General features: G+C 41.5%; 16 protein-coding genes and 2 pseudogenes. 9 read left to right on the top strand and 9 right to left on the bottom strand.

Going from position 1 to position 21,118, the window contains the following annotated elements; translation table 11 throughout:
* Positions 1–49 precede the first annotated feature (49 nt).
* From ACYIA1_RS00825 to ACYIA1_RS00800, 6 genes are all read left to right on the top strand, one after another.
* The gene (locus tag ACYIA1_RS00825) at positions 50–871 is read left to right on the top strand and encodes a helix-turn-helix domain-containing protein (protein ID WP_480334053.1); all 822 of its coding nucleotides are present in this window, start codon (positions 50–52) and stop codon (positions 869–871) included.
* Between the two features lie 81 nt (positions 872–952).
* Positions 953–1,573 (top strand): CatA-like O-acetyltransferase, family 2, encoded by a 621-nt coding sequence (locus tag ACYIA1_RS00820; protein WP_480334051.1) that lies wholly within the window; start codon positions 953–955, stop codon positions 1,571–1,573.
* 249 nt (positions 1,574–1,822) lie between these two features.
* On the top strand, positions 1,823–3,112 hold the full coding sequence (locus ACYIA1_RS00815; RefSeq protein WP_480334049.1) for an MATE family efflux transporter: 1,290 nt from the start codon (positions 1,823–1,825) through the stop codon (positions 3,110–3,112).
* 12 nt (positions 3,113–3,124) lie between these two features.
* Entirely contained in the window at positions 3,125–3,751 is a 627-nt protein-coding gene (locus ACYIA1_RS00810; RefSeq protein ID WP_480334047.1) for a CatB-related O-acetyltransferase, read from the top strand.
* Positions 3,748–6,057, top strand: coding sequence for a hybrid sensor histidine kinase/response regulator (locus ACYIA1_RS00805; protein WP_480333964.1), 2,310 nt, complete (start codon positions 3,748–3,750; stop codon positions 6,055–6,057). Before ACYIA1_RS00810 ends, ACYIA1_RS00805 begins: the two co-directional genes overlap by 4 nt.
* Positions 6,050–7,372 carry a sigma-54-dependent transcriptional regulator gene (locus ACYIA1_RS00800; RefSeq protein WP_480333966.1) on the top strand — a complete coding sequence of 441 codons (1,323 nt, stop codon included), beginning with the start codon at positions 6,050–6,052 and terminating at the stop codon, positions 7,370–7,372. Before ACYIA1_RS00805 ends, ACYIA1_RS00800 begins: the two co-directional genes overlap by 8 nt.
* Before the next feature lie 202 nt (positions 7,373–7,574).
* Here ACYIA1_RS00800 and ACYIA1_RS00795 read toward each other — a convergent pair whose 3' ends face one another.
* The 5 genes from ACYIA1_RS00795 to ACYIA1_RS00775 all read right to left on the bottom strand — a co-directional run bounded on the left by ACYIA1_RS00795 (position 7,575) and on the right by ACYIA1_RS00775 (position 12,698).
* On the bottom strand, positions 7,575–8,876 hold the full coding sequence (locus ACYIA1_RS00795; protein ID WP_480333968.1) for an ATP-binding protein: 1,302 nt from the start codon (positions 8,874–8,876) through the stop codon (positions 7,575–7,577).
* Positions 8,877–8,929: 53 nt separating this feature from the next.
* Positions 8,930–10,768 carry an AAA family ATPase gene (locus ACYIA1_RS00790; RefSeq protein ID WP_480333970.1) on the bottom strand — a complete coding sequence of 613 codons (1,839 nt, stop codon included), beginning with the start codon at positions 10,766–10,768 and terminating at the stop codon, positions 8,930–8,932.
* Positions 10,758–11,249 carry an ABC-three component system middle component 2 gene (locus tag ACYIA1_RS00785; RefSeq protein WP_177592738.1) on the bottom strand — a complete coding sequence of 164 codons (492 nt, stop codon included), beginning with the start codon at positions 11,247–11,249 and terminating at the stop codon, positions 10,758–10,760. Before ACYIA1_RS00785 ends, ACYIA1_RS00790 begins: the two co-directional genes overlap by 11 nt.
* Positions 11,237–12,352: an ABC-three component system protein gene (locus ACYIA1_RS00780; protein ID WP_289753369.1), complete on the bottom strand. Its 1,116-nt coding sequence runs from the start codon at positions 12,350–12,352 to the stop codon at positions 11,237–11,239. Before ACYIA1_RS00780 ends, ACYIA1_RS00785 begins: the two co-directional genes overlap by 13 nt.
* 127 nt (positions 12,353–12,479) lie before the next feature.
* Positions 12,480–12,698, bottom strand: a complete 219-nt coding sequence (locus ACYIA1_RS00775; protein WP_289753371.1) for a helix-turn-helix transcriptional regulator — start codon at positions 12,696–12,698, stop codon at positions 12,480–12,482.
* A gap of 161 nt (positions 12,699–12,859) precedes the next feature.
* Here ACYIA1_RS00775 and ACYIA1_RS00770 point away from each other — a divergent pair, with 161 nt between their 5' ends.
* The 3 genes and pseudogenes from ACYIA1_RS00770 to ACYIA1_RS00760 form a co-directional block, all read left to right on the top strand.
* Entirely contained in the window at positions 12,860–13,840 is a 981-nt protein-coding gene (locus tag ACYIA1_RS00770; protein WP_480333973.1) for a virulence RhuM family protein, read from the top strand.
* 13 nt (positions 13,841–13,853) lie between these two features.
* Complete coding sequence (locus tag ACYIA1_RS00765) at positions 13,854–15,239, top strand: hypothetical protein (protein WP_480333975.1); 1,386 nt, start codon at positions 13,854–13,856, stop codon at positions 15,237–15,239.
* 509 nt (positions 15,240–15,748) lie between these two features.
* Positions 15,749–15,963: pseudogene (locus tag ACYIA1_RS00760) on the top strand (site-specific integrase); the annotation flags it as partial.
* Between the two features lie 152 nt (positions 15,964–16,115).
* Here the strand turns inward: ACYIA1_RS00760 and ACYIA1_RS00755 are convergent.
* The 4 genes and pseudogenes from ACYIA1_RS00755 to ACYIA1_RS00740 all read right to left on the bottom strand — a co-directional run bounded on the left by ACYIA1_RS00755 (position 16,116) and on the right by ACYIA1_RS00740 (position 21,113).
* Positions 16,116–16,556: pseudogene (locus ACYIA1_RS00755) on the bottom strand (ATP-binding protein).
* Between the two features lie 331 nt (positions 16,557–16,887).
* Positions 16,888–18,234, bottom strand: coding sequence for an aspartate kinase (locus ACYIA1_RS00750; RefSeq protein ID WP_005858483.1), 1,347 nt, complete (start codon positions 18,232–18,234; stop codon positions 16,888–16,890).
* A gap of 28 nt (positions 18,235–18,262) precedes the next feature.
* Positions 18,263–19,981 carry a sensor histidine kinase gene (locus ACYIA1_RS00745; RefSeq protein ID WP_480334045.1) on the bottom strand — a complete coding sequence of 573 codons (1,719 nt, stop codon included), beginning with the start codon at positions 19,979–19,981 and terminating at the stop codon, positions 18,263–18,265.
* Positions 19,982–19,991: 10 nt separating this feature from the next.
* Positions 19,992–21,113, bottom strand: coding sequence for a sensor protein KdpD (locus tag ACYIA1_RS00740; protein ID WP_005868607.1), 1,122 nt, complete (start codon positions 21,111–21,113; stop codon positions 19,992–19,994).
* Positions 21,114–21,118 lie beyond the last annotated feature (5 nt).

Raw genomic sequence — 21,118 nt, 5'->3', positions numbered from 1 at the left:
TTATTGTGCCGGTGTAGAAAAACTCGATTTTTCTATATAATTTTGTAAAATGATTCAAGAGAAGTTCAAATTTTACAAGCCATGTAAGTTGCTGCAACCTTATATAAGATATTATTGGGTATTCAAAAGTAACCAGTTTTTGAATACCCTGACTTTTCCTATCGGTTGCCCTCAAATCATCTTCCATAAGCAAACACCACTATGTATTCCCGAATTGAATGTTATACAAGACAAACTTACCATCAGCGGACAAGTTAATTTCTCATCCCATTTGTATGCTGACGGCAATACAGAAATGATAGTGGTCGTATTCCACCCTCACGCCATGAGTATGTTTCTGAACATGCCGACTTCACTCTTTTACAATCAAGAAGTGTCCGGTTACAGCCTTGAAAACAAAAGTTTGAATGAACTGGCTACACGAATATTCGACTGTGAGAATAATTCTATTTGCATAAGCTATATAGAAAAATGGCTGTTGTCACAAATTGCCGATAATTTAGCTGATACCACATACAGAATTAAAAGAATAGATGCCGCCATACAGCAAATATATATCACTCCGCAAATCTCTGTAAACGAATTATCTTCCATTGCCTGCCTGAGCAGAAAGCAGTTCGAGCGGTTGTTCCGTTCATTTGTAGGCATCAATCCCAAAGAATATACCCGTATCGTCCGCTTCCAAAAGGCTTTGGCGCAGATGCAGCATCAAGCGGGCAAAGAAATTAATCAGGCACAAATAGCATACGCCAGCGGCTATGCCGACCAGTCGCACTTTATCCGGGAGTTCAAGAAACTCTGCGGATATACGCCCGTGTCTTTGCTGAAAGTATCAAATCCGTATTCCGATTTGTTCACCAATCCCGTGTAAATGTCCCGTTTGTTCTATTCGGGGGCAAACGCTTCTCCTACTTTTGCCGCCTGATTCATTGAATGAAAAATAGCATTAAGTATGAAAGAAGTAAATCCCCAAGAAACCGGCCGGGCATACGCCTTTGAAATGTGGATGAACGCACCCATGCCAATGGTGACGTTCTTTAAGACACTCAACGTGTCACGCCTTGTGAAAATTAGCCGGAAATCGGGCATGAAGTTTAATATGTTGATGTGCTGGTGCATCGGCAAAGCCGCAAGGGACGTGAAAGAATTTTATCTGCTGCCCGTTGGCGGTAAACTGATGCAGTACGACACCATTGCAGTAAACATCATTGTCGCCAACAGAAAGGGCGAGGTAAGTTCGTGTGATATTCCTTTCTGCGATGATTTATCTGTGTTTAATCAACACTATCTGCGACTTACCAAACAAGTGGCTGAAAGTTGCGCCAATCACGACTTGACGGAAAGCATGGTTATCGGAACTTCCGCCTTGGCACAATATGAAATAGACGGTGCTGTCGGGATGTATAGCGGCATTTTTAATAATCCGTTCCTTATTTGGGGCAAATACAAGCGCCGCCTGCTGAAAACGACACTTACCGTTTCTTTCCAGTTCCACCACACGCAAATGGACGGGGCGCACGCTTCCCGCTTTTTGGACGGGATTCAGAAAGAAATTAATAAATTGAGAATATAAGTTCAGGGAAAAACGCTATCTTTGCAGAACTAACAGAAAAAGAAATAGTTGTTCAACAATATGAAATGGCAGTTGTGCATATAGCTACGCTCAACGAATAGCACTTCCAATTATTGCTATTCAGCAATAGACAGGCTTATGTTTTAAGTTTGCCTGTCATTGTTTTGTCATTATCCCTTATTATAAATCTATAAGATTGTCGTGCTGCTTAAAGCGGCAGGATATATTGTATCATATTGGTTTGAACAAATGAATTATACCTATAAGAAAATCTGGCTCATCGCTTTTCCTGTAATGATGAGCATCCTTATCGAACAACTGATAAATATTACCGATGCTTTGTTTTTAGGGCACGTGGGTGATGTGGAACTGGGCGCATCTGCCCTTGCTGGAATATGGTTCTTGGCAATTTATATGCTCGGCTTCGGGTTCAGTTTGGGGTTGCAAGTGGTAATTGCCCGCCGTAACGGAGAACAGCAGTATGCGGAAACGGGAAAAACGTTCTTTCAGGGATTGTTTTTCTTGCTGATACTGGCAGTACTCCTCTGTCTGCTATCCAAGATATTTTCTCCCGTTCTGTTGAAACATCTGATAACTTCGGATGATGTCTATAATGCGGTTATCCGCTATTTGGATTGGCGTATTTGGGGATTGTTGTTCTCTTTCCCGTTCCTTGCCTTACGCTCGTTTTTGGTAGGCATTACACAGACAAAAGCTCTGAACATGGCAGCTTTCACTGCCGTACTGGTGAACATTCCGCTGAACTGGCTCCTGATATTCGGCTTCGATATGGGTATATCGGGGGCGGCTATCGCATCTTCATTTGCCGAAATGTGTTCGCTGGCTGTATTGGCTGCATATATGTTTCGGCACATTGATAAAAAAGCGTATGGCTTATACTGGCGTATTGATATAACTATATTGAAAGAGGTATTTTCTATCTCGGTATGGAGTATGCTCCAGTTCTTTACAAGTGTAGCCATTTGGTTTCTGTTCTTCGTGGCTATCGAACGTTTGGGAGAAACTGAATTGGCTGTATCGAACATTGTAAGAAGTGTTTCCGCACTGTTTTCCATTATCGTCAATGCATTGGCAGGTGTCACCGGTTCTTTGGTTAGTAACCTGATTGGAGCAGGTGAAAAGAAACAGGTTTTTCCGCTTTGCCATAAGATTATCCGTTTAGGATATGCGACAGGCATTCCACTGATTGCTTTTGCGTTGTTCTTTCACCAGCACATTATAGGGGCTTATACGGAAAATCCCGCTATCGTACAGCTTGCATGGCCGCCTTTTCTTGTCATGCTATTGAATTACTTCTTTGCACTACCCGGTTACGTCTATCTGAATACAGCAACAGGAACGGGAGCAACACGGACGGTATTCATTTTTCAGGTGACAACAACTATTGCTTATCTGTTCTGCTTATGGGGATTAGGTTATTGTAATGTCCCGTTAGCGGCATATTGGGCAGTGGAATACTTATATGTAATGCTGCTTGGTACACAATCCGTCATTTATCTTAAATATAAACAATACTAAGAACTGAAAGTTATGATGAACAAGATATATCCCCGTAAGGGTGACACGCAAACCGTTTATTTGAACGCTGTCGTAAAAGACCCGTCTATCAAAATAGGCGACTATACCATTTACAATGACTTTGTTTCAGACCCGTGTCTGTTTGAGCAAAACAACGTATTGTATCATTATCCCATTAACCATGAACGGCTGATAATTGGAAAGTTCTGTTCTATTGCTTGCGGTGCAAAATTTCTGTTCAACTGCGCCAATCATACCCTGAAATCACTATCGACTTACACGTTCCCGCTGTTTTATGAAGATTGGGAATTGGATAAGGCAAATGTGGCTTCCGCTTGGGACAACAAAGGCGACATCGTAATAGGCAATGATGTATGGATAGGCTATGAAGCCGTTATTATGGCTGGTGTCCATATCGGTGACGGGGCTATTGTTGGCACAAGGGCGGTTGTGACGAAAGATGTGCCGCCCTATACCATTGTAGGTGGTATCCCCGCAAAGGAGATACGAAAGCGGTTCAGTCCTGATATAATAGAACAGATGCAGGCTTTGAAATGGTGGGACTGGCCGGTAGATAAGATACGGGAGTTTTTGCCTTATCTGAAAGGTGGACGTTGGGATAAATTACAGGCAGTATGAAATCTATTAAGAATCTAATTTCGCTCGGATATTTGCTGATGGCATTATTGGTTATCGGCATAATGTATATTTGGTATAAAGAATGGTGCGATTTAGAGAAATTGGAAGTTCAAAATCATCATATAGATACTTTTCGCCAAGAATCGCACAAAATATTTGTTTTTCTTATTGAACTTTCTTTATCAGGCGAGACAGTATTGGAATGGGAATATGCAGATTTGGAACATTACCATTATCAACGAATGGCAATGGACAGTATGCTATGCCGTTTCAAAACGATTTATCCGACAAAGCGTATAGACAGTGTACGCCATCTTCTTGAAGATAAGGAACGACAAATGCGTCAAATCGTGCAGGTACTTGAACAGCAACAAGCCATCAACGATAAGATCACTCGTCAAGTACCCATAATCGTACAGAAAAGTGTGCAGGAACAGCCGCAAAAACCGAAGCGGAAAGGATTTCTCGGCATATTCGGCAAGAAAGAAAAGCCAAAGCCAACCGTGACCACAACAATGCTCCGTTCCCTTGACCGGGACATGATAGCCGAGCAACGGGCGCAAAGCCGCCGTCTGTCGGAACACACCGACAGCCTTGCTGCACGGAATGCAGAACTTAACCGTCTGTTACAAGGTTTGATTTGTCAAATAGACAGGAAAGTACAAGCCGACCTTCAAAAGCAAGAAACAGAGATAGCCGCAATGCGTGAGCAATCATTTATACAAATCGGTGGCTTGACAGGGTTCGTTCTTCTTCTGTTAATCATTTCATATATCATAATTCACCGAAATACTAACCGTATCAAGCGGTACAAACGGGAAACGACAAATTTAATCAAACAGCTACAACAAGCGGTAGAGAAAAACGAGGCACTGATAGCCTCCCGCAAGAAAGCGGTTCATACCATCACCCATGAGCTGCGCACACCGCTGACGGCAATCACAGGCTATGCTGGGTTGATGCAGAAAGATTGTAACACGGACAAAATCAAAGTGTATGTCCGTAACATCCGGCAATCTTCCGACCGTATGCGCAAAATGCTTAACACACTGCTTGACTTTTTCCGTCTGGACAACGGCAAGGAGCAGCCGAATTTCTCTCCTTGCCGGATTTCGGCAATCACGCACATTCTTGAAACGGAGTTTACGCCCATCGCCATGAACAAGGGACTGGCTCTTACCATAACCAATCAGACGAATGCAGTCATCCTGACCGATAAGGAATGTATCCTGCAAATCGGCAACAACCTGTTGTCAAACGCCATCAAGTTCACGGAGAACGGCGGCGTTTATCTGACAACGGACTACGATAATGGCGTCCTGACACTTATCGTTGAAGATACGGGTACGGGCATGACCGAAGAGGAACAGCAGCGGGTGTTCGGCGCGTTTGAACGTCTGTCAAACGCCGCCACAAAAGACGGTTTCGGGCTGGGACTGTCCATTGTGCAGCGTATCGTGGCAATGCTCGGCGGTACAATCCGGCTGGAGAGCGAGAAAGGCAAAGGCAGCCGTTTCACGGTGAAAATACCCATGCAGACAGCCGGGGAACTGCCGGAAAGGATAAATCAGACACGGATTCATCATGACCGTACATTCCATGATGTCATTGCCATCGACAATGACGAGGTACTTCTCCTGATGCTTAAAGAAATGTATGCACAGGAAGGGATACACTGCGACACCTGCACCGATGCTGCGGAACTGACGGAAATGATACGCCGGAAAGAATACAACCTGCTTCTGACGGATCTGAATATGCCGGAAATTAACGGCTTCGAGCTGTTGGAACTGCTGCGCACCTCCAATGTGGGCAACTCAAAGACAATCCCGGTAGTCGTGACAACCGCTTCGGGCAGTTGCGACAAGGAGGAGCTAATGGAACGTGGATTCGCCGATTGCCTGTTCAAGCCGTTTTCTATATCGGAACTGATGGAGGTTTCAGACAAATGCGCCATGAAAGGCAACCGGAATGAAAAGCCGGATTTCACCTCCCTGCTGTCATACGGCAATGAAGTCGTTATGCTGGAGAAACTGATAACGGAAACCGAAAAGGAAATGCAGGCAATCAGGGAATCGGGTCTAAAGAAAGACCTTCAAGAACTGGACGCACTTACACATCACCTGCGCAGCTCGTGGGAGATACTCCGTGCCGACCAACCGTTAAAGGAACTATACAAATTGCTTCATAGCGATGGCACGCCTGACGATAAAACAATTGGCAATGCTGTAAAAGCTGTGCTGGATAAGGGTTCGGAAATCATCCGGCTGGCAAAAGAAAAAAGGAGAAAATACGAAAATGGATAAGACAAGAATCATCGTGGTGGAGGACAACATCGTGTATTGCGAGTTTGTCTGCAACCTGCTGGCACGCGAGGGATTCCGCACCGTGCAGGCTTTCCACCTCTCGACCGCGAAGAAATATCTGCAACAGGCCGCAGACGGGGACATCGTGGTTTCCGACCTGCGCCTGCCCGACGGCAACGGTATCGACCTTTTGCGCTGGATGCGCAAGGAAGGTATGATGCAGCCGTTCATCATCATGACCGACTATGCCGAAGTGCATACGGCTGTTGAAAGCATGAAACTCGGCTCGCTGGACTACATACCCAAGCAGCTTGTGGAAGACAAGCTCGTCCCTTTGCTACGGAACATATTGAAGGAACGGCACACCGGACGAAGCCGTATGCCCCTGTTCTCGCGTGACGGCTCGGCGTTCCAAACCATCATGAAGCGGATAAGGCTGGTAGCCCCCACCGACATGAGCGTGCTGATATTCGGGGAGAACGGCACGGGCAAGGAGCATATCGCCCACTTGCTGCACGACAAGGGCAAGCGGGCAGGAAAGCCGTTTGTGGCTGTGGACTGCGGTTCGCTCACCAAAGAGCTTGCGCCGTCGGCTTTCTTCGGACACGTCAGAGGCGCGTTCACGGGTGCGGACAGTGCCAAGAAAGGTTATTTCCATGAGGCGGAAGGCGGCACGCTGTTCTTGGACGAGGTGGGCAACCTCGCACCGGAAACACAGCAGATGCTCCTGCGTGCCATACAGGAACGACGGTTCCGTCCCGTTGGCGACAAGTCAGACCGTAGTTTCAACGTCCGCATCATCGCCGCCACCAACGAGTATCTGGAAAAGGCGGTCTGTGAAAAGCGTTTCCGGCAGGACTTGTTGTACCGCCTGCATGACTTCGAGATAACCGTCCCGCCGTTGCGCGACTGTCAGGAGGACGTCATGCCGCTGGCTGAGTTCTTCCGTGAAATTGCGAACCGGGAACTGGAGTGTGATGTCATCGGCTTTGACGGAGAAGCCCGTAAGACATTGCTGACCCATGCGTGGCCGGGCAATGTCCGCGAGCTTCGTCAGAAAATCATGGGAGCGGTGTTGCAGGCACAGACGGGTCTTGTCACGAAAGAGCATCTGGAACTTGCCGTGACGAGGGCGACCTCACCCGTCAGCTTCGCCCTGCGCAGCGATGCGGAAGACAAGGAGCGTGTCTTACGCGCGTTGAAGCAGGCGAACGGGAACCGCAAGGTTGCCGCCGAACTGCTCGGAATAGGACGTACAACGCTGTACAACAAACTAGAAGAATATGGATTGAAGTATAAATTTCAGCAACCATAACCGGTAATTTATTAATAGTGAAATGAATGCTCAATTTTACAGGTTATTCGATATTGATGAAAAGAATCAACAGCATATACTGGAAGTTTTAGCTTAAAAGAGAGACATTCAGTAAATGTCTTTAAATACTGACTATAAAATTTCGCATCGGAATGAGGTTGCCATTCCGATGCGGTTATATTACGTTACGACTGTAATAATTCTATTTGACATTATTCGTCAGCCATTCCTTAGCCACTTCTGTTAGTCGGTATTGTTGTTTGGGGTGCTTCGGCTGATTTGGATAAAGCCGTTCTATCAATCCTTCTTGCAATGCTGGGGTAATATAGCTCTCACGAAAATACTTTAAGTCTTTAATATCGCATACATCCGCCATATTCCTCATTGTCATGTAAGAATCTTCCATTTTTTGAATGAGCAATTTCACTTGAGGGGTACTTAGGGGATGCTTAGGGGGTGCTTGAGGGGTACTTAGGGGGTACTTGCCCTCCTCTGTTATCTTTTTGTCCTCTTTATCATTCTCTATGATATCGGATTTGAAATCAGGTCGTTTGAACGTGATAGTAACGAAACCTCCATCCGAAGACCATGTGGGAGTTTCCACACCTTGCGCCTGGCAAGCATCCATGATACGCCTTGCACCGCTACCCCAGTTTTCCAGATAAGTCATTCGATAAAGTGCTTCCGCCACTTTCAGGTTATGCGGATATGACTCATGAGGCTCCTTTATGTTTTCAGGTGTTATCTGAGGTGGAAATGTACCAGGACTTGCTATTTCTATACGGTCATCATATATGGCAAGACTGATAGTCAGATTATATCTTTTCCAATGACGGTGGCAAAGGGCATTGATAAGAGCCTCACGCAACGCATTATAAGGCACTTCAAGCTGTTCCTCCCGTTCCAAACTATGATTGGTGATTCTACCACTGAGAGAAAGATGTTTAAAACAGAATGCAACTCCGGCATCTAAAAGTTGGAAGAAATTACCTTCAGCACGTTGATTATCACGGAACATATTTTTATTCGTACCTACAAACCGCACCATTCTTAGCGTAAATTGTGGATACTCGTCTATGTTATTGGAAAACAGCAATACCGCACCATTAGTCGGCACGCCATTCTTAAGCAATTTCCATTTTGAAAGAATATCTCTAGTCGGTTCATACAATGCAGATTCCGGAATACGCCCGCCATCAATACCTCGACGGATGCAATTACGGATTAGATTCTCGTTAAGGTCTGCCAAAGTCACACCATCAGCAGCTAACCTTTCCCACGCATACAACTGAGGTTGATGCGCACGGATACGCTCGTCATACATATCTTGTGGCATCACTTTCGTGGTGCTCTCAACTTTGTAATAGGGGCAACCGTGGAATGTATGCGGACGCTCGCCCCATACCCAACCGTCAAAGTGCATGACAATTACGTGGTTGCTAGGTTGCTCAGGAACATCGACATATGCCACCCATACATTTACCGTAGGTTCCAGCCCTACCAAAGCCTGAGCGTTCTCTTGTTGCGTTTTGTCAGTTATCTCTTGGCTTATTATCTTTACATTGTTGGCTTAGCTGGATAGAATCCCGACCTTCCACTTTCCGAAAATTCAATATAATGAATATTTGACAAAATTTCACGCTCTTCCTCGTTTGGAGATTTGTTGTCAATTATAATGAGTTGATAATTTTTTATATTATCATTACAGTAGCGGAAAAACTTGTTTTGTGTAGTTTCCTCTGGCTTTAGACTTACATCAGAAAAATGAGCCGTAATAGGAGAATCTATGATAAGTGTTCTTGTGAAAGGAATATCGTGCAGGATACAATATTCTACAAGAGTCATTAGTATTGCAGTACAAGTTACTCCTCTAGTCCCTTTTCCGCAGGATAAGCGTGGTTTTCCTCCAAGAATAAAATCAAAGGTTTGCTCATCAAAAACAACAGTTTGAGAATCTCCGACTTCCCAACCTGCCAGTTTCTTCTGTAGCAAATCGCAAAATTCGTCTTTAATATTAGTTTCTCTGATATAGCGCGATGCTACTTGTCCAACTTTTTTCAATTCATCTGCTAAACGTTTATAGTCTGCGCGAAGTCTTTGCGTTTCTTCCTGTAAATCTGTCAAACGAGTCTTTGACTCAATATTGGCCTGATAGCGTTCTAAAATGGAACGTATATTGCCAATCTGAATCTCAATAGTTTTAATTTCCTCAAAAAGAGACAGTTTTTCGCTATGTATCTTATCAATCTCCAACTTTAAATTTGACAGTTCCTCCTCTTTAACCGTGATTAACTGCTCTGATTCAGCCTTTCTCTGTAATATCGCCTCGTATTCTGCTTTTAGCGACTCTGCGAATCCTGCTTCAGTAAAGTGCTTAGGGTCAAGGTGGGATTTACACAATGGGCAAATTGCATTATCTCCAAGTGCCTCAAAAATTTGGTGTCCTTGATAGAGAAAGTCATATCGTTCAATATCCAAAGTATAGTGTTGATTTAATAGCTTTATGCGAGATAAAAAAGCCTCAACAAACATTTGCTTTGACATCAACTTACTTCGCCTTTTTTCAAGCTCATTCCGTTTCTGATATAGATCATTCAATGTGCTGTCTGTTTTAGCTAATTCTGTCTTGTACTGTTTTACAAAAGCCTCGTCCGTAAAATCTGCATAATTGACATCACCTATTTTGAAAATCAACTCTTCTTTCTGTTTAATAACATCATTAAGAAGTTCCATTTTTCCATGAATCTTCGCCCTTTGAATATCTTTTTTGTCTTCGGGCTCAAAATTCGAATCATCCTCCCCTGATGTTAATAAATAAATAAGGCTTTTTTCTCTTGTTGCCTCAGCAAATTGGCTAGTGGGATTAAAAATAGGCGTCTCTGCAATTACTCTATTTTCGCTGGCTAAAATAAGATGTCTAATAGTACTAAATGATAATTGGGCTTTATCGGTTGCACTCTTCTTTACCTCAACTTTATTATCGTAGCCAATTAAGCGAAGAAGAAAATCGGAATAGGCATTCTTCTTGCTCACAGTACTATATTCATCGCTTCTAATTTCAGGGTCAGAAAAAGACGTGTATTTTACTGGCTTGACATATACCGATTTGCTATTCAATTTTCGTTGAATAGTATATGGTTCGTCATTTTCATATTTGGCTATTTCCAAATAGAAGCAATCATATCCTTTTCCCTCGGGAACCATTTGGGGATTTGTTCCATCCTTAGATCGATTCTTTTTCCCAAGCAAAAATTCTATAAGATGAAGGACATGAGTCTTGCCTGTTTCTGATTTTCCAAAAATTAGATTACATCTTTTCTCGAAATCGATTCGTGAATCGGGAACTCCTTTACCGGTTGCAATAAGGGCTGTTATGTAAAATCCATTATTCTTCATCGTCATAACTGTTTAGCAAATACTCATTTTCAAACTCACTTCCCCATAAATCTACGGCAGGAGAGAGCTTAGATAAAATATATAAGTCATCTTCATCATGGAAGATTGAATCAACTTCTTTAATCGCTTGAGATAATTTTTCTTTATATGATCCAGTAAGTAGATTAAAACAATTCTTGCCCAATTCATTAACAGAGAAACGGAAACCTGTTGGAGTATTATGGCATTCCAATAGACCCTTACTTAACAAAAGGTGAATAGCAGGATGCATAACCATTTTGATCCCAATATAATTATTGAATCGATATGGCAAATCTGGATGGGTACTAATTTTTGAGCTATCTAAATCTGAGATATGTATTGATAAATAAGAATAGGCTCGCAATCTCTCTTCTGAGAATTGGAGTGAACAATTCGACATGATTGCAAGGAATCTCATTGCAATATCGAAAGTGCTATTTAGAATCTTTACTGCTTCCATATTAATTTATTATCGTTTGATAAATGGTAGCAAACGCCTATCTTTTCTCCAGAGCTAATTTCTCCGCTAATTACTCTGTCTGCTTTTGGAGAGAAGGTTGTTGCCTCTTTTATTACAGCTTTATTTCTCGCTAGAGCATTGGGAAAGAAATCCTCATAGGTATCAGCAACATGATATTCCATATCTTTTTTAAATTCGCCAAATTCGTCAGTATCTCCGGGAGCATTTTCTTCGCTCATTTTTCGCAATGATTCCGATATCCAAAAACAATTACGTGCTCTATCAAAATGATGAGCATAAGAAGAATGTGAAACATTCTCAATCGTTATTGACTTTGCCTCCTCTGAATCATTATAAGCATCAACCAAATGATTTATATAATTAGATTCTTGAACTTGCACCGTATCTGGTGGAGTTATTGGCATTCTGGAAATCAACTCTTTCCTAATTCCGAAGTATTGTGCATACAGATGCTTATTCTCACGCAACCTAGTTAAAAAATCATCTGGAGAAATATACTTAAAGATAGAAAAGTCTAAAGAATCAATGAAGGCTGATAGTTCCGAATTCATAGGGATTGTTTTCCCTTTTATTATATTCTTAGAATAGCTACCCCAATTTGATTTAATGGCCTCTTTAAGGTTGTTACTATTTGTATATGATCTTATTAAGCCCGAGGTAAGATTCTTTGGAGCTAAAATAAAATACGACTTAGGAAGAGGTATTACTCCATTGAATATATGATATAGAATTTTACAAACTTCGGGATATACCACTGATGGAGTTAAACTGTTTTCGTAATGTTTACATTGATAAATGTCATATTCATTATTCGACTTAGATATGACAGCTAAAATGTCAATGCCATTATCTCCGGCACCTCCAATTCGATAAGTTTGCTCATATTTGCCACTTAGACACGAAAATGCCCATGAAGCTACCAATTCCTCATAGGTATCTTCATCCATAGCGTATAGAATCTCTTTATCTGTTCGATTCTGATTAAACATTTGTTGTTCTGTTAGATAATGTTTACGTTCAACATCCTGTAGTGGCGCAAATGTTACATCCGTGTCAAGCCTCAAATTAGTTCTACTTTTCATGAAATTTCTTTCTTTGAGATTTCGGAACATTTGTGATGAAATTATTCGTATTACGGACAACTTCATTTAACAAATTGTAATCGCGTAATTTAGTCATCATTCAAGTTGCAGGATTTATAAGTTGTAACTAAACAGGCATATCTTCTGTTGGATTTAACAGCCTACGAACGTCGATATTCAAAAGTCCAGCAATCTTCACGAGCATATCAAGAGAGGGTTGCATCTTGTTGGAACACCATCGCGAAACAGTTGCTTCGTTCTTACCGACTTGCTCTGCCAACCATTTCCCAGTTTTACCATTCTCAACTAACACAACTTTCAACCTATTTATTTTTTGCGATTCCATACGTCTTGATTTTGCCTGTTAATTACAATACTTTGATTTACTATGCAAATTTAACGATATTATCTGAAAATACGGTGTTAAGTCTCAGAAAAGTAGCATAAACGCCCTTAAAACCAAGTATATTGAGTATATTTGCATTCAAAGAGAAGAGAAACAAGCTAATGAACAAAGAAAACCAAATAATACTCTATCAAGACGATAACGATATAACTCGTGTGTCTGTGCGCTTTGCTGATGAAGACTTGTGGCTGACTCAGGGGCAATTAGTTGAGATATACCAAACAAGCAAATCGAATGTAAGTGAGCATATTAAGCATATATTTGAAGATGGAGAGCTAACAAAGGAAGCAACTGTTCGGAAATTCCGAACAGTTCAAATAGAAGGTTCTCGTAAGGTTGAACGAGAAGTGGAGTACTACAACCTTGATATGGTTATCGCCTTGGGCTACCGTGTGCAGTCTCAGGTTGCAACCCGTTTCCGACGTTGGGCAACACAACGGCTTCACGAATATATTCAAAAGGGGTTTGCAATGGATGATGAACGATTGAAGCAAGGCGGCAATCGCTATTTTCGTGAACTCTTACAGCGCATCAGGGATATTCGTAGTAGTGAGCGCAACTTTTACCAACAAGTCACAGATATTTATGCTACGGCCACGGATTATGACCCACGCGATGAGATGACGAAATTGTTTTTCGCAACCGTACAGAACAAGTTGCATTACGCTGTCCACGAGAATACGGCAGCTGAGGTTATTTACAATCGTGTGGACAACGAGAAGCCGTTTGTGGGCATGACGAACTTCAAGGGAAACTATGTGACCAAGGATGATGTAAAGATAGCCAAGAACTATTTGTCTGAGATTGAACTCCAACGTTTGAACCTGCTTGTTTCCAGTTTCTTGGACTTTGCCGAGTTCCAAGCATTGGAAATGAATCCTATGACAATGAAAGATTGGATAGAAGCACTGGACAACCAAATTATAGCACACAAACGAAAGGTTTTGATCGGTAAGGGAAACATTTCGCATAAACAAGCGATTGAAAAGGCAGAAAAAGAGTTCGCTATCTACCGCAAACGCGAAATGGAACTGCTTGAAAGTGATTTTGATAGGGAAATCAAGAAGTTGAAAGATAAATAATTTCAGCACACACATGATTACCATATATTTTGACAAACAACTTTTTAGTCATCTGTTCAAATCGCAAGAAGAAAAATATCTTGTTTTGCGTGAGAAAATACTGTCACATCGTGACGAGTTTATTTTCCTGTATTCAAATGCTCATTTATTCGATCTTCAGCAGGATACGACTGATATTAAGTATGACGAGATGGATTTCATGCAATCGATTGTGGACGGTAATCATATCTTTTATGAATCTCCTAATATTGGCGTAGCAAAAGAATCACCACGTTCCGCATTTAATAACGTAGCAAAAGCGGATGATTTTTCTTGGCTTTACGATCTTGATTTGTCACAGATTACAGAAGAACAATGTGATGCCATTAATAATACAATAGACATAGCCATCAAAGATTTAAGAGGAGAATTGGAGTTTGATTGGTTAAAGAAAAGGACTCCAATACACTCAAAAGAACTAACAATAGATAAAGGAAATCTTATCTCATTCGTGAAGTTTGTAAAAGATAATTTTTACAAGGACAAAAATTCATATAAAAACATCAGGGATAATGCTGTCAAAAATTACAACCCAACATCAATAACTTCAGACAATGAGAATGTTTTCAACGATCAATTGGAAGCGGCCCCATTAGGATTATCTTTTATAGAAACGATTAAAGCTGTCATAAACCAATTTGGGCTTAAATCATCTGATGCGACTATTGTATATTATGTATCCTATATGCTCCTTGATTTACTTGGAGTTAGTAAGGAAACTCGAAGAAAAGTTAAGTTCCGTAATATGCAAACTGACAGCATGCATAGCTTCTTTGGTGGATATTGTGATTGCTTTGTAAGTGACGATGCGGGTATACTCAAAAAAAGTAAAACGTTATATAAGCTCTTTAATATTGAAACTCAAATATATTCAATAGACGAATTTATAAAAGTATTTGATGAAGCTATAAAGAATAATCAAAAATCTGCTTCTGAATACTTTAATGAAATTTGTGGTGATTACCAACGAAGAATTGTTACAAAGACAGAAACGATTCCTCCATATGCCTTGACATATTTGGGCACATCTCACATGTATTTTGGATATTTCAATTATATGCTGGAACGAACATCAAAAGATGAAACTGTAATAATGCTCGTGAAAAATAAAAAAGCAAACCAACTTTTACTTATTCAAGAAATAGAGATTATTGTTAATAGGCTCGTATATGTTTTTAATAATTTGGGAGCAACATTCGCTTTATTCAATAGAGAATTGGAAATTCCTCAAATACAGACAGGTAATTGGAATAAAATTCTAATATTAAATGATGTAGATATATGTCTAACAAAAGTCAAAGAACCCTCTATGCTTTGTTTATGGATAAAACTTAAGCAGCCTATATCTACTCAATCGTAAAAAGCATTATCTAAAATTGGACATCCTTTACACGACCTACATTTTCCCTTTTATTTCCATATTCATCAATAAATCACCCCAAGCATACTAATTTATCAAACTTATTCACTACCTTTGTATTCGGAAACTTTCACGCAACCTTGCGCAGAACAACGCAAGTCATTGGTGGAGCAAACGGAGGAGATTACAGTTGAGTAGTTTTTAGAAAAGAATGATATTCAACCACTTGGAAATAAATTACGATTTCTGGTGGCACCACTTTTAAGAAAAGAAAAACGATGTAAATTCTTGAATTTCAAAGAAATTCAGGAATTTTTCATTTCCAAGAATAAGCAAAATAAGTGGGACTAAAGCAAACTATACATCCTTATTCGGGGGATAGTTTTAGAAAGCCTAAAATGTTACACAGCACAAGTGCTACTTCGTTTTTTTACAGCACATTGATCTATTTTACATAACCGGGTTCTCGGTTCGATTTCCTAACTTTGTATCATTAAAAATTGAGCCGTATGGAAAGAGAAATATTCAGCGTGTTGTTCTTCATTAAGCGTAGTAAAACGTTAAAAACGGGAAAGTACCTCTGTGTGTGAAATTCTATCAGATTTACCAAGACTTGGAATTGGAGGAAAAGATTGTCTCCGCACGTGCCATAGTAAACCGCTATCAGGGAAAGGACGAAACTTTCAAAACATTATATAATGTGTTCAAGGAGTATAACGACAACTTGGAAACTCGAATGAAACAGATCCCCAATATCCAACTTAAATTGACCCCCGATTTATTTTTCCTAAAATACAAAAAAACATCACATAATCAGTTTATTAGTTTTCGATTTGTGCTGGGTTTATAATTTTTATTTACTGCCAATATAGTCATTCATTTCTTCCCGCAAATTTTGCGTATGGACTCTCCGTGCAGCTCAATTCTTACGGCTAGGTGAGTTATTCTGTTCATGACTGCGCCGGCTATTGTCTCCTTGCCGATGACATCATACCTGTCTTTGACCGGCAATTGTGATGTAATCAGTGTTGATTTCTTACCATATTGGTCTTCGATGATGTCCATCAGATGCATTCTGCTTCCGTTGTCCAACGGCTGCAAGCCGAAATCATCCTGTATAAGCATATCTGTCCTTTCTATTTTTTTCTGCTCCTACAGGATGCTACCTTTTACCTTGGTGGCCTTCAACTGCCCTAAAAGTCTGGAAGTATTGGCATACAGTACTTTCAATCCTTTCTGGCAGACTCTGTATCCCAAGGCTGTGGCAATGTAGCTCTTTCCTGTACCGGAGCTTCCCATGACAAACAAGTAGCACACCTCCTTGACAAATCTTGTTCATGCTGATTGATTTATTGGGAATACTATCTGTTTTGTCTATTTAATAGATTAATGTAGAATTATGAACTGATTCTGTAACTCTTTTAATGTTTTTTGGGTGGGGCAATTTAAATTGGATTTTGGGGAACTCTTTAGATAGGACAATGGGGGGACAGTTTATACCAAATTTTCCACCTGTCAATACACAGAAGAATTTTCATTGTTTATTACCGAAAAATAGAAGCAGTCTCTACAAAAAAAGACTGCTTCTGCTTCATTTCTAAAACAAATCAAAAAACAAATATGCTCAACTATTAATCTTAATTTTCTTTTAAGAAACGGATGATAACACAGGTTTGTCTGATACGGAAAACAAGTGTTCACTAAGCGCCTTCAAAGCATGCACTTTATCTTCCGCTTTCATCACCAACGATACATTACTACTACTTCCGCCGTATGAAATCATCCGTACGGGAATATCTTTCAATGCATTGATGATGCGTGCCTCAAAACCGACATTTTGCCATTCTAGGTCACCAACAACACAAACAATCACCATATTCTTTTCGACTGTAATCGTTGCGTATTTCCGTAATACACCCACAATCTCGTCTATATGCTTGTCATCATCAATCGTTACGGAAACCCCGATATCGGAAGTGGTCACCATGTCCACCGGCGTATTGTAATTATAGAACGTATCAAACACGATGCTCAGAAAATGAGGTGTCGGTATCGTATGGAGCGACTTGATCTTGACATACGTGATGTTGTCTTTGGCGGCAACAGCTTTGATCGTACCCTTTTCCACCGTATTCGAGATCAATGTACCCGACGCATTTGGCTGCAATGCGTTCAAGAGGCGTACCGGTATGTTCTTTTCCTTGGCAGGCAGGATGCAAGTCGGATGTAGTATCTTGGCACCGAAATGTGCCAACTTAGCGGCTTCGTCGAAGTTCAACTGCCTAACAGGAGCGGTGTCATTGACAAACCGTGGATCGTTGTTGTGCATCCCGTCAATATCCGTCCATATCTGTATCTCTTCTGCTTGGATAGCCGCTCCAATTAGAGAGGCGGTGTAATCGCTTCCTCCTCTTTCCAAGTTGTCAATGCTGCCGTAAGCATTCCGGCAGATGAAACCTTGCGTAATATATATTTCTGCCTCTTTGTTTTGCTCCAAAAGTGTATTTAGGTGTTTAGCGATATATTCCATGTCCGGTTCATTGTCCATTGTAATTCGCATGAAGTTCAACGCAGGCAATAAAACTACCTTCACTCCTTGTTCTTCCAGATAGCAGGTCATCAGAAAGGTTGATATTAGCTCACCCTGCGCCAAGATTTCCTTTTCATCGAACATGCTGAAAGGCATATTAGAGAAAGACCAGACATGTTGAGACCGTTCAAGCATGTATTGCATGGCCCTTTCTTTGTAGGTATCGCTTTGGTATAATTCTTCTATATGATTGACATAAGCTTGTTCCAAAGCAGAAAGGATCGCATTGGCTTTTCCCGGATCTTTCTTATGGAAACACTCAGATATCTCCACTAAAGAGTTTGTTGTCCCTGCCATGGCAGAGAGTACTACTATTTTCTGTTCCTGATCGCAAATGATTGATGCGACATTCTTGATCCGCTGGGCAGAACCGACTGAAGTACCACCAAATTTTAATACTTTCATTAGACTATCTGATTTTTGATTTTACTTTTTATACATTGAATCTGATCACGAACGTGCTACCTTTACCGACTTCGCTTTCGATACGGATCGTACCACCATGAGCTTCCACAAAGTCCTTGCTGATGGCAAGTCCCAAACCGCTACCTTGTACTTTTGTTCCCGGCACACGGAAATAGTGGTCGAAAATACTTTCGTGGTAACGCGAGTCAATGCCCTTTCCGAAGTCCTTGACATAGATCTCGACGGCTTTGTCGATCTGTCGTGCACCGATGATAATCCGTCCGTTCTCCGACGAATAACGGATGGCGTTCGATAACAGGTTGGTCACAACCCAAGCAATTTTCTCGCTGTCGACAAACAATTTGGTGATCTTTTCAGGATACTCCACTTCGATCTGACAGTTAAAACGCTCGGCCTGTACCCGGTTCGCCTTGATGGCATAGTCGATCAGTTCGATCGGTTTGGTAATCTTCGGATTCAGGTAGAGCTTACCGCTTTCTACCTGTGACATCTTCAACAATTCGCCAGTGATCTCCAACAAACGGTTGCTATTTTCCTTTATGTTCTTGGAAAGGCTCTCCTGTTCTGTATTCAGTTTTCCGATCCGATTGTCTTCCAGCAGTTCCAAGCTCATCATGATAGCCGATATCGGTGTCTTCAGTTCATGAGAGATCGTTGAAATAAAGGTTGTCTTTGCAATATCTTTTTCTTTAAATTCGGTCACGTTCTTCAACAGGATCACATCCCCGACATACTTACCCTCCAGTCCAGTCTGCCTGTTAACGTTGATCGGGATGTATTTTACTTGAAAATAGCTTTCCTTGTTGTCCGCATAGATTTTCAACGGATCCTTATTGTCATCGGGATGTACCAACTGGCGGATCAAACGGCGCAGCAGATCATTTTTTAACGCCACTTCGGGAGCCGGTTTGTCGATAATGTTTTCCCGTGTCAAATTCAAAACAGTCAAAGCCTCGTCATTGACAAACAAAATCTTCCGTTCCTTACTCAAGCCTATGATAGGTTCTGCAATGCTGTTGATAATTGTTTCTATATATTTTTTCCCTTGCAGGATATCTTCCAGCGAACTGTTCCTGTATTCGGCCAAGCGCTCGGCCATCTCGTTGAACAACGTGGCTATTTCCTTAAACTCCGGTTCATTGCCCAAATTGAGCCGTTCGCTGTAATTGGCATTGGTGATTTCCTTGATGCCATCCGTCAATTTCCGGATCTGTACGCTGACCGAGCGTGGCAGGCGAGCCAGAAAGAGGAAGGCGATCACGATACAAGCAATCCCTACCGTCCAGATCCAAAAGAGAGACCTTTCCGCCGTGTAGACAGCCACTTCATTCTTCTCATAAATGGCAGACATATTGACTGCCATAATGGTATAAATCGTCTGGCGTATCTGCCGAATCGATTCATCATCCATGTCATCCAACGCCTTTTCACAGTTCGAACTTAATCGGTTAGTCAGTATGTCTTCATCCTTCTCTGTCAGATTTTTTTTCTGAGCTTCCAACCCGGCCTCAAACTCTTTTCGGGCATTCGGATTTTCCCGAATGGCATCCAGTGACTCGAGCATCTGACGGGAATAAAGGAGTGAATTATAATTATCCGCTAGGATATTCTGCGTGTCATCCGATACATTATGAATGTTTTTTATAGCCAATCCACCTAATAAAGTGATCAGGACAAATAAAAGTCCTATCCCATAAGTCAACTTTGTTTTTATATTCATATTCATGGAAGGATTTTTATGCTAATATTATTAAATCAATGCCTAATTGAGCCAACTCTTCTAACATGTTCCGATAGTGAACCATCGCAAGGATAGCGGAAGGATATTTTAAAGCTGGTCGTCCGATACATAGCGTACTGATTTGCTTTTCTTTACAAACCTGTACGATCGCATCCGTTATATGTGGGGATTGCACTTGAATGATTTCTCCTCCAAGTTCCGTTGCCAACTTGAAATGGTTAAGCAAATGCCTTTGACTTGCCAACGGAATCCTGTCGGAACTTTCTCTTGGGGTTTGTACATACAGTACAAAAAACTTGGAATTATATCGGGTTGCCAACCGTGCGACTTTCCGTATGATCTTACGGGGAGTTTTCTCATTACTGCTGATGCAGGCCATAAACCTTTCGTGGCGTACACCGAGATTCTCTGGAATGGTATTCTCCACTTTTTTTTCTACCCGCAAAGCTACCTCTTTCAATGCCAACTCCCTAAGCTGAAGAATATGTTCAGCCTTAAAGAAATTATTTAATGCTGTTTGTATCTTATCGGGTTTGTATATTTTTCCGGCTTTTAACCGAGCCAGCAATTCGTCAGCGGTAAGGTCTATGTTGACCACTTCATCAGCCTGCTCCAGTACGATATCAGGAATACGTTCCTTGACCTCAATGCCAACCACGTCCTGCACCATCTCGTTAAGTCCTTCTATATGCTGAATATTGACCGCCGTGATCACACTGATACCGGCATCCAGTATATCCATGACATCCTGCCAACGCTTTTCGTTCTTACTGCCTTCGACATTGGTATGAGCCAATTCGTCAACGATGACAACTTCAGGATGGATACTGAGAATCGACTGCAAGTCCATCTCTTCGATCTCTTTTCCTTTATAAAATATCTTGCGGCGGGGGATGATAGGCAATCCTTCCACCAATGCCTCCGTCTCGACTCGCCCATGTGTTTCTATATAACCGATCTTGACATCGATACCGCTTTCCAGTAATTGGTGGGCATCTGATAGCATCCGATACGATTTACCTACACCGGCAATCATGCCGATGTAGATTTTAAAATTGCCACGACGAGACTTTTTCAACAAATCTAAAAAATGTTGTACACTTTGTTCTCGGTCCATGCGTA

The organism is Parabacteroides sp. KHUB-02, from assembly GCF_056640955.1.
The sequence above is the reverse complement of the archived record's forward strand: the minus strand, read 5'-3'. Positions and strand labels throughout refer to the sequence as shown.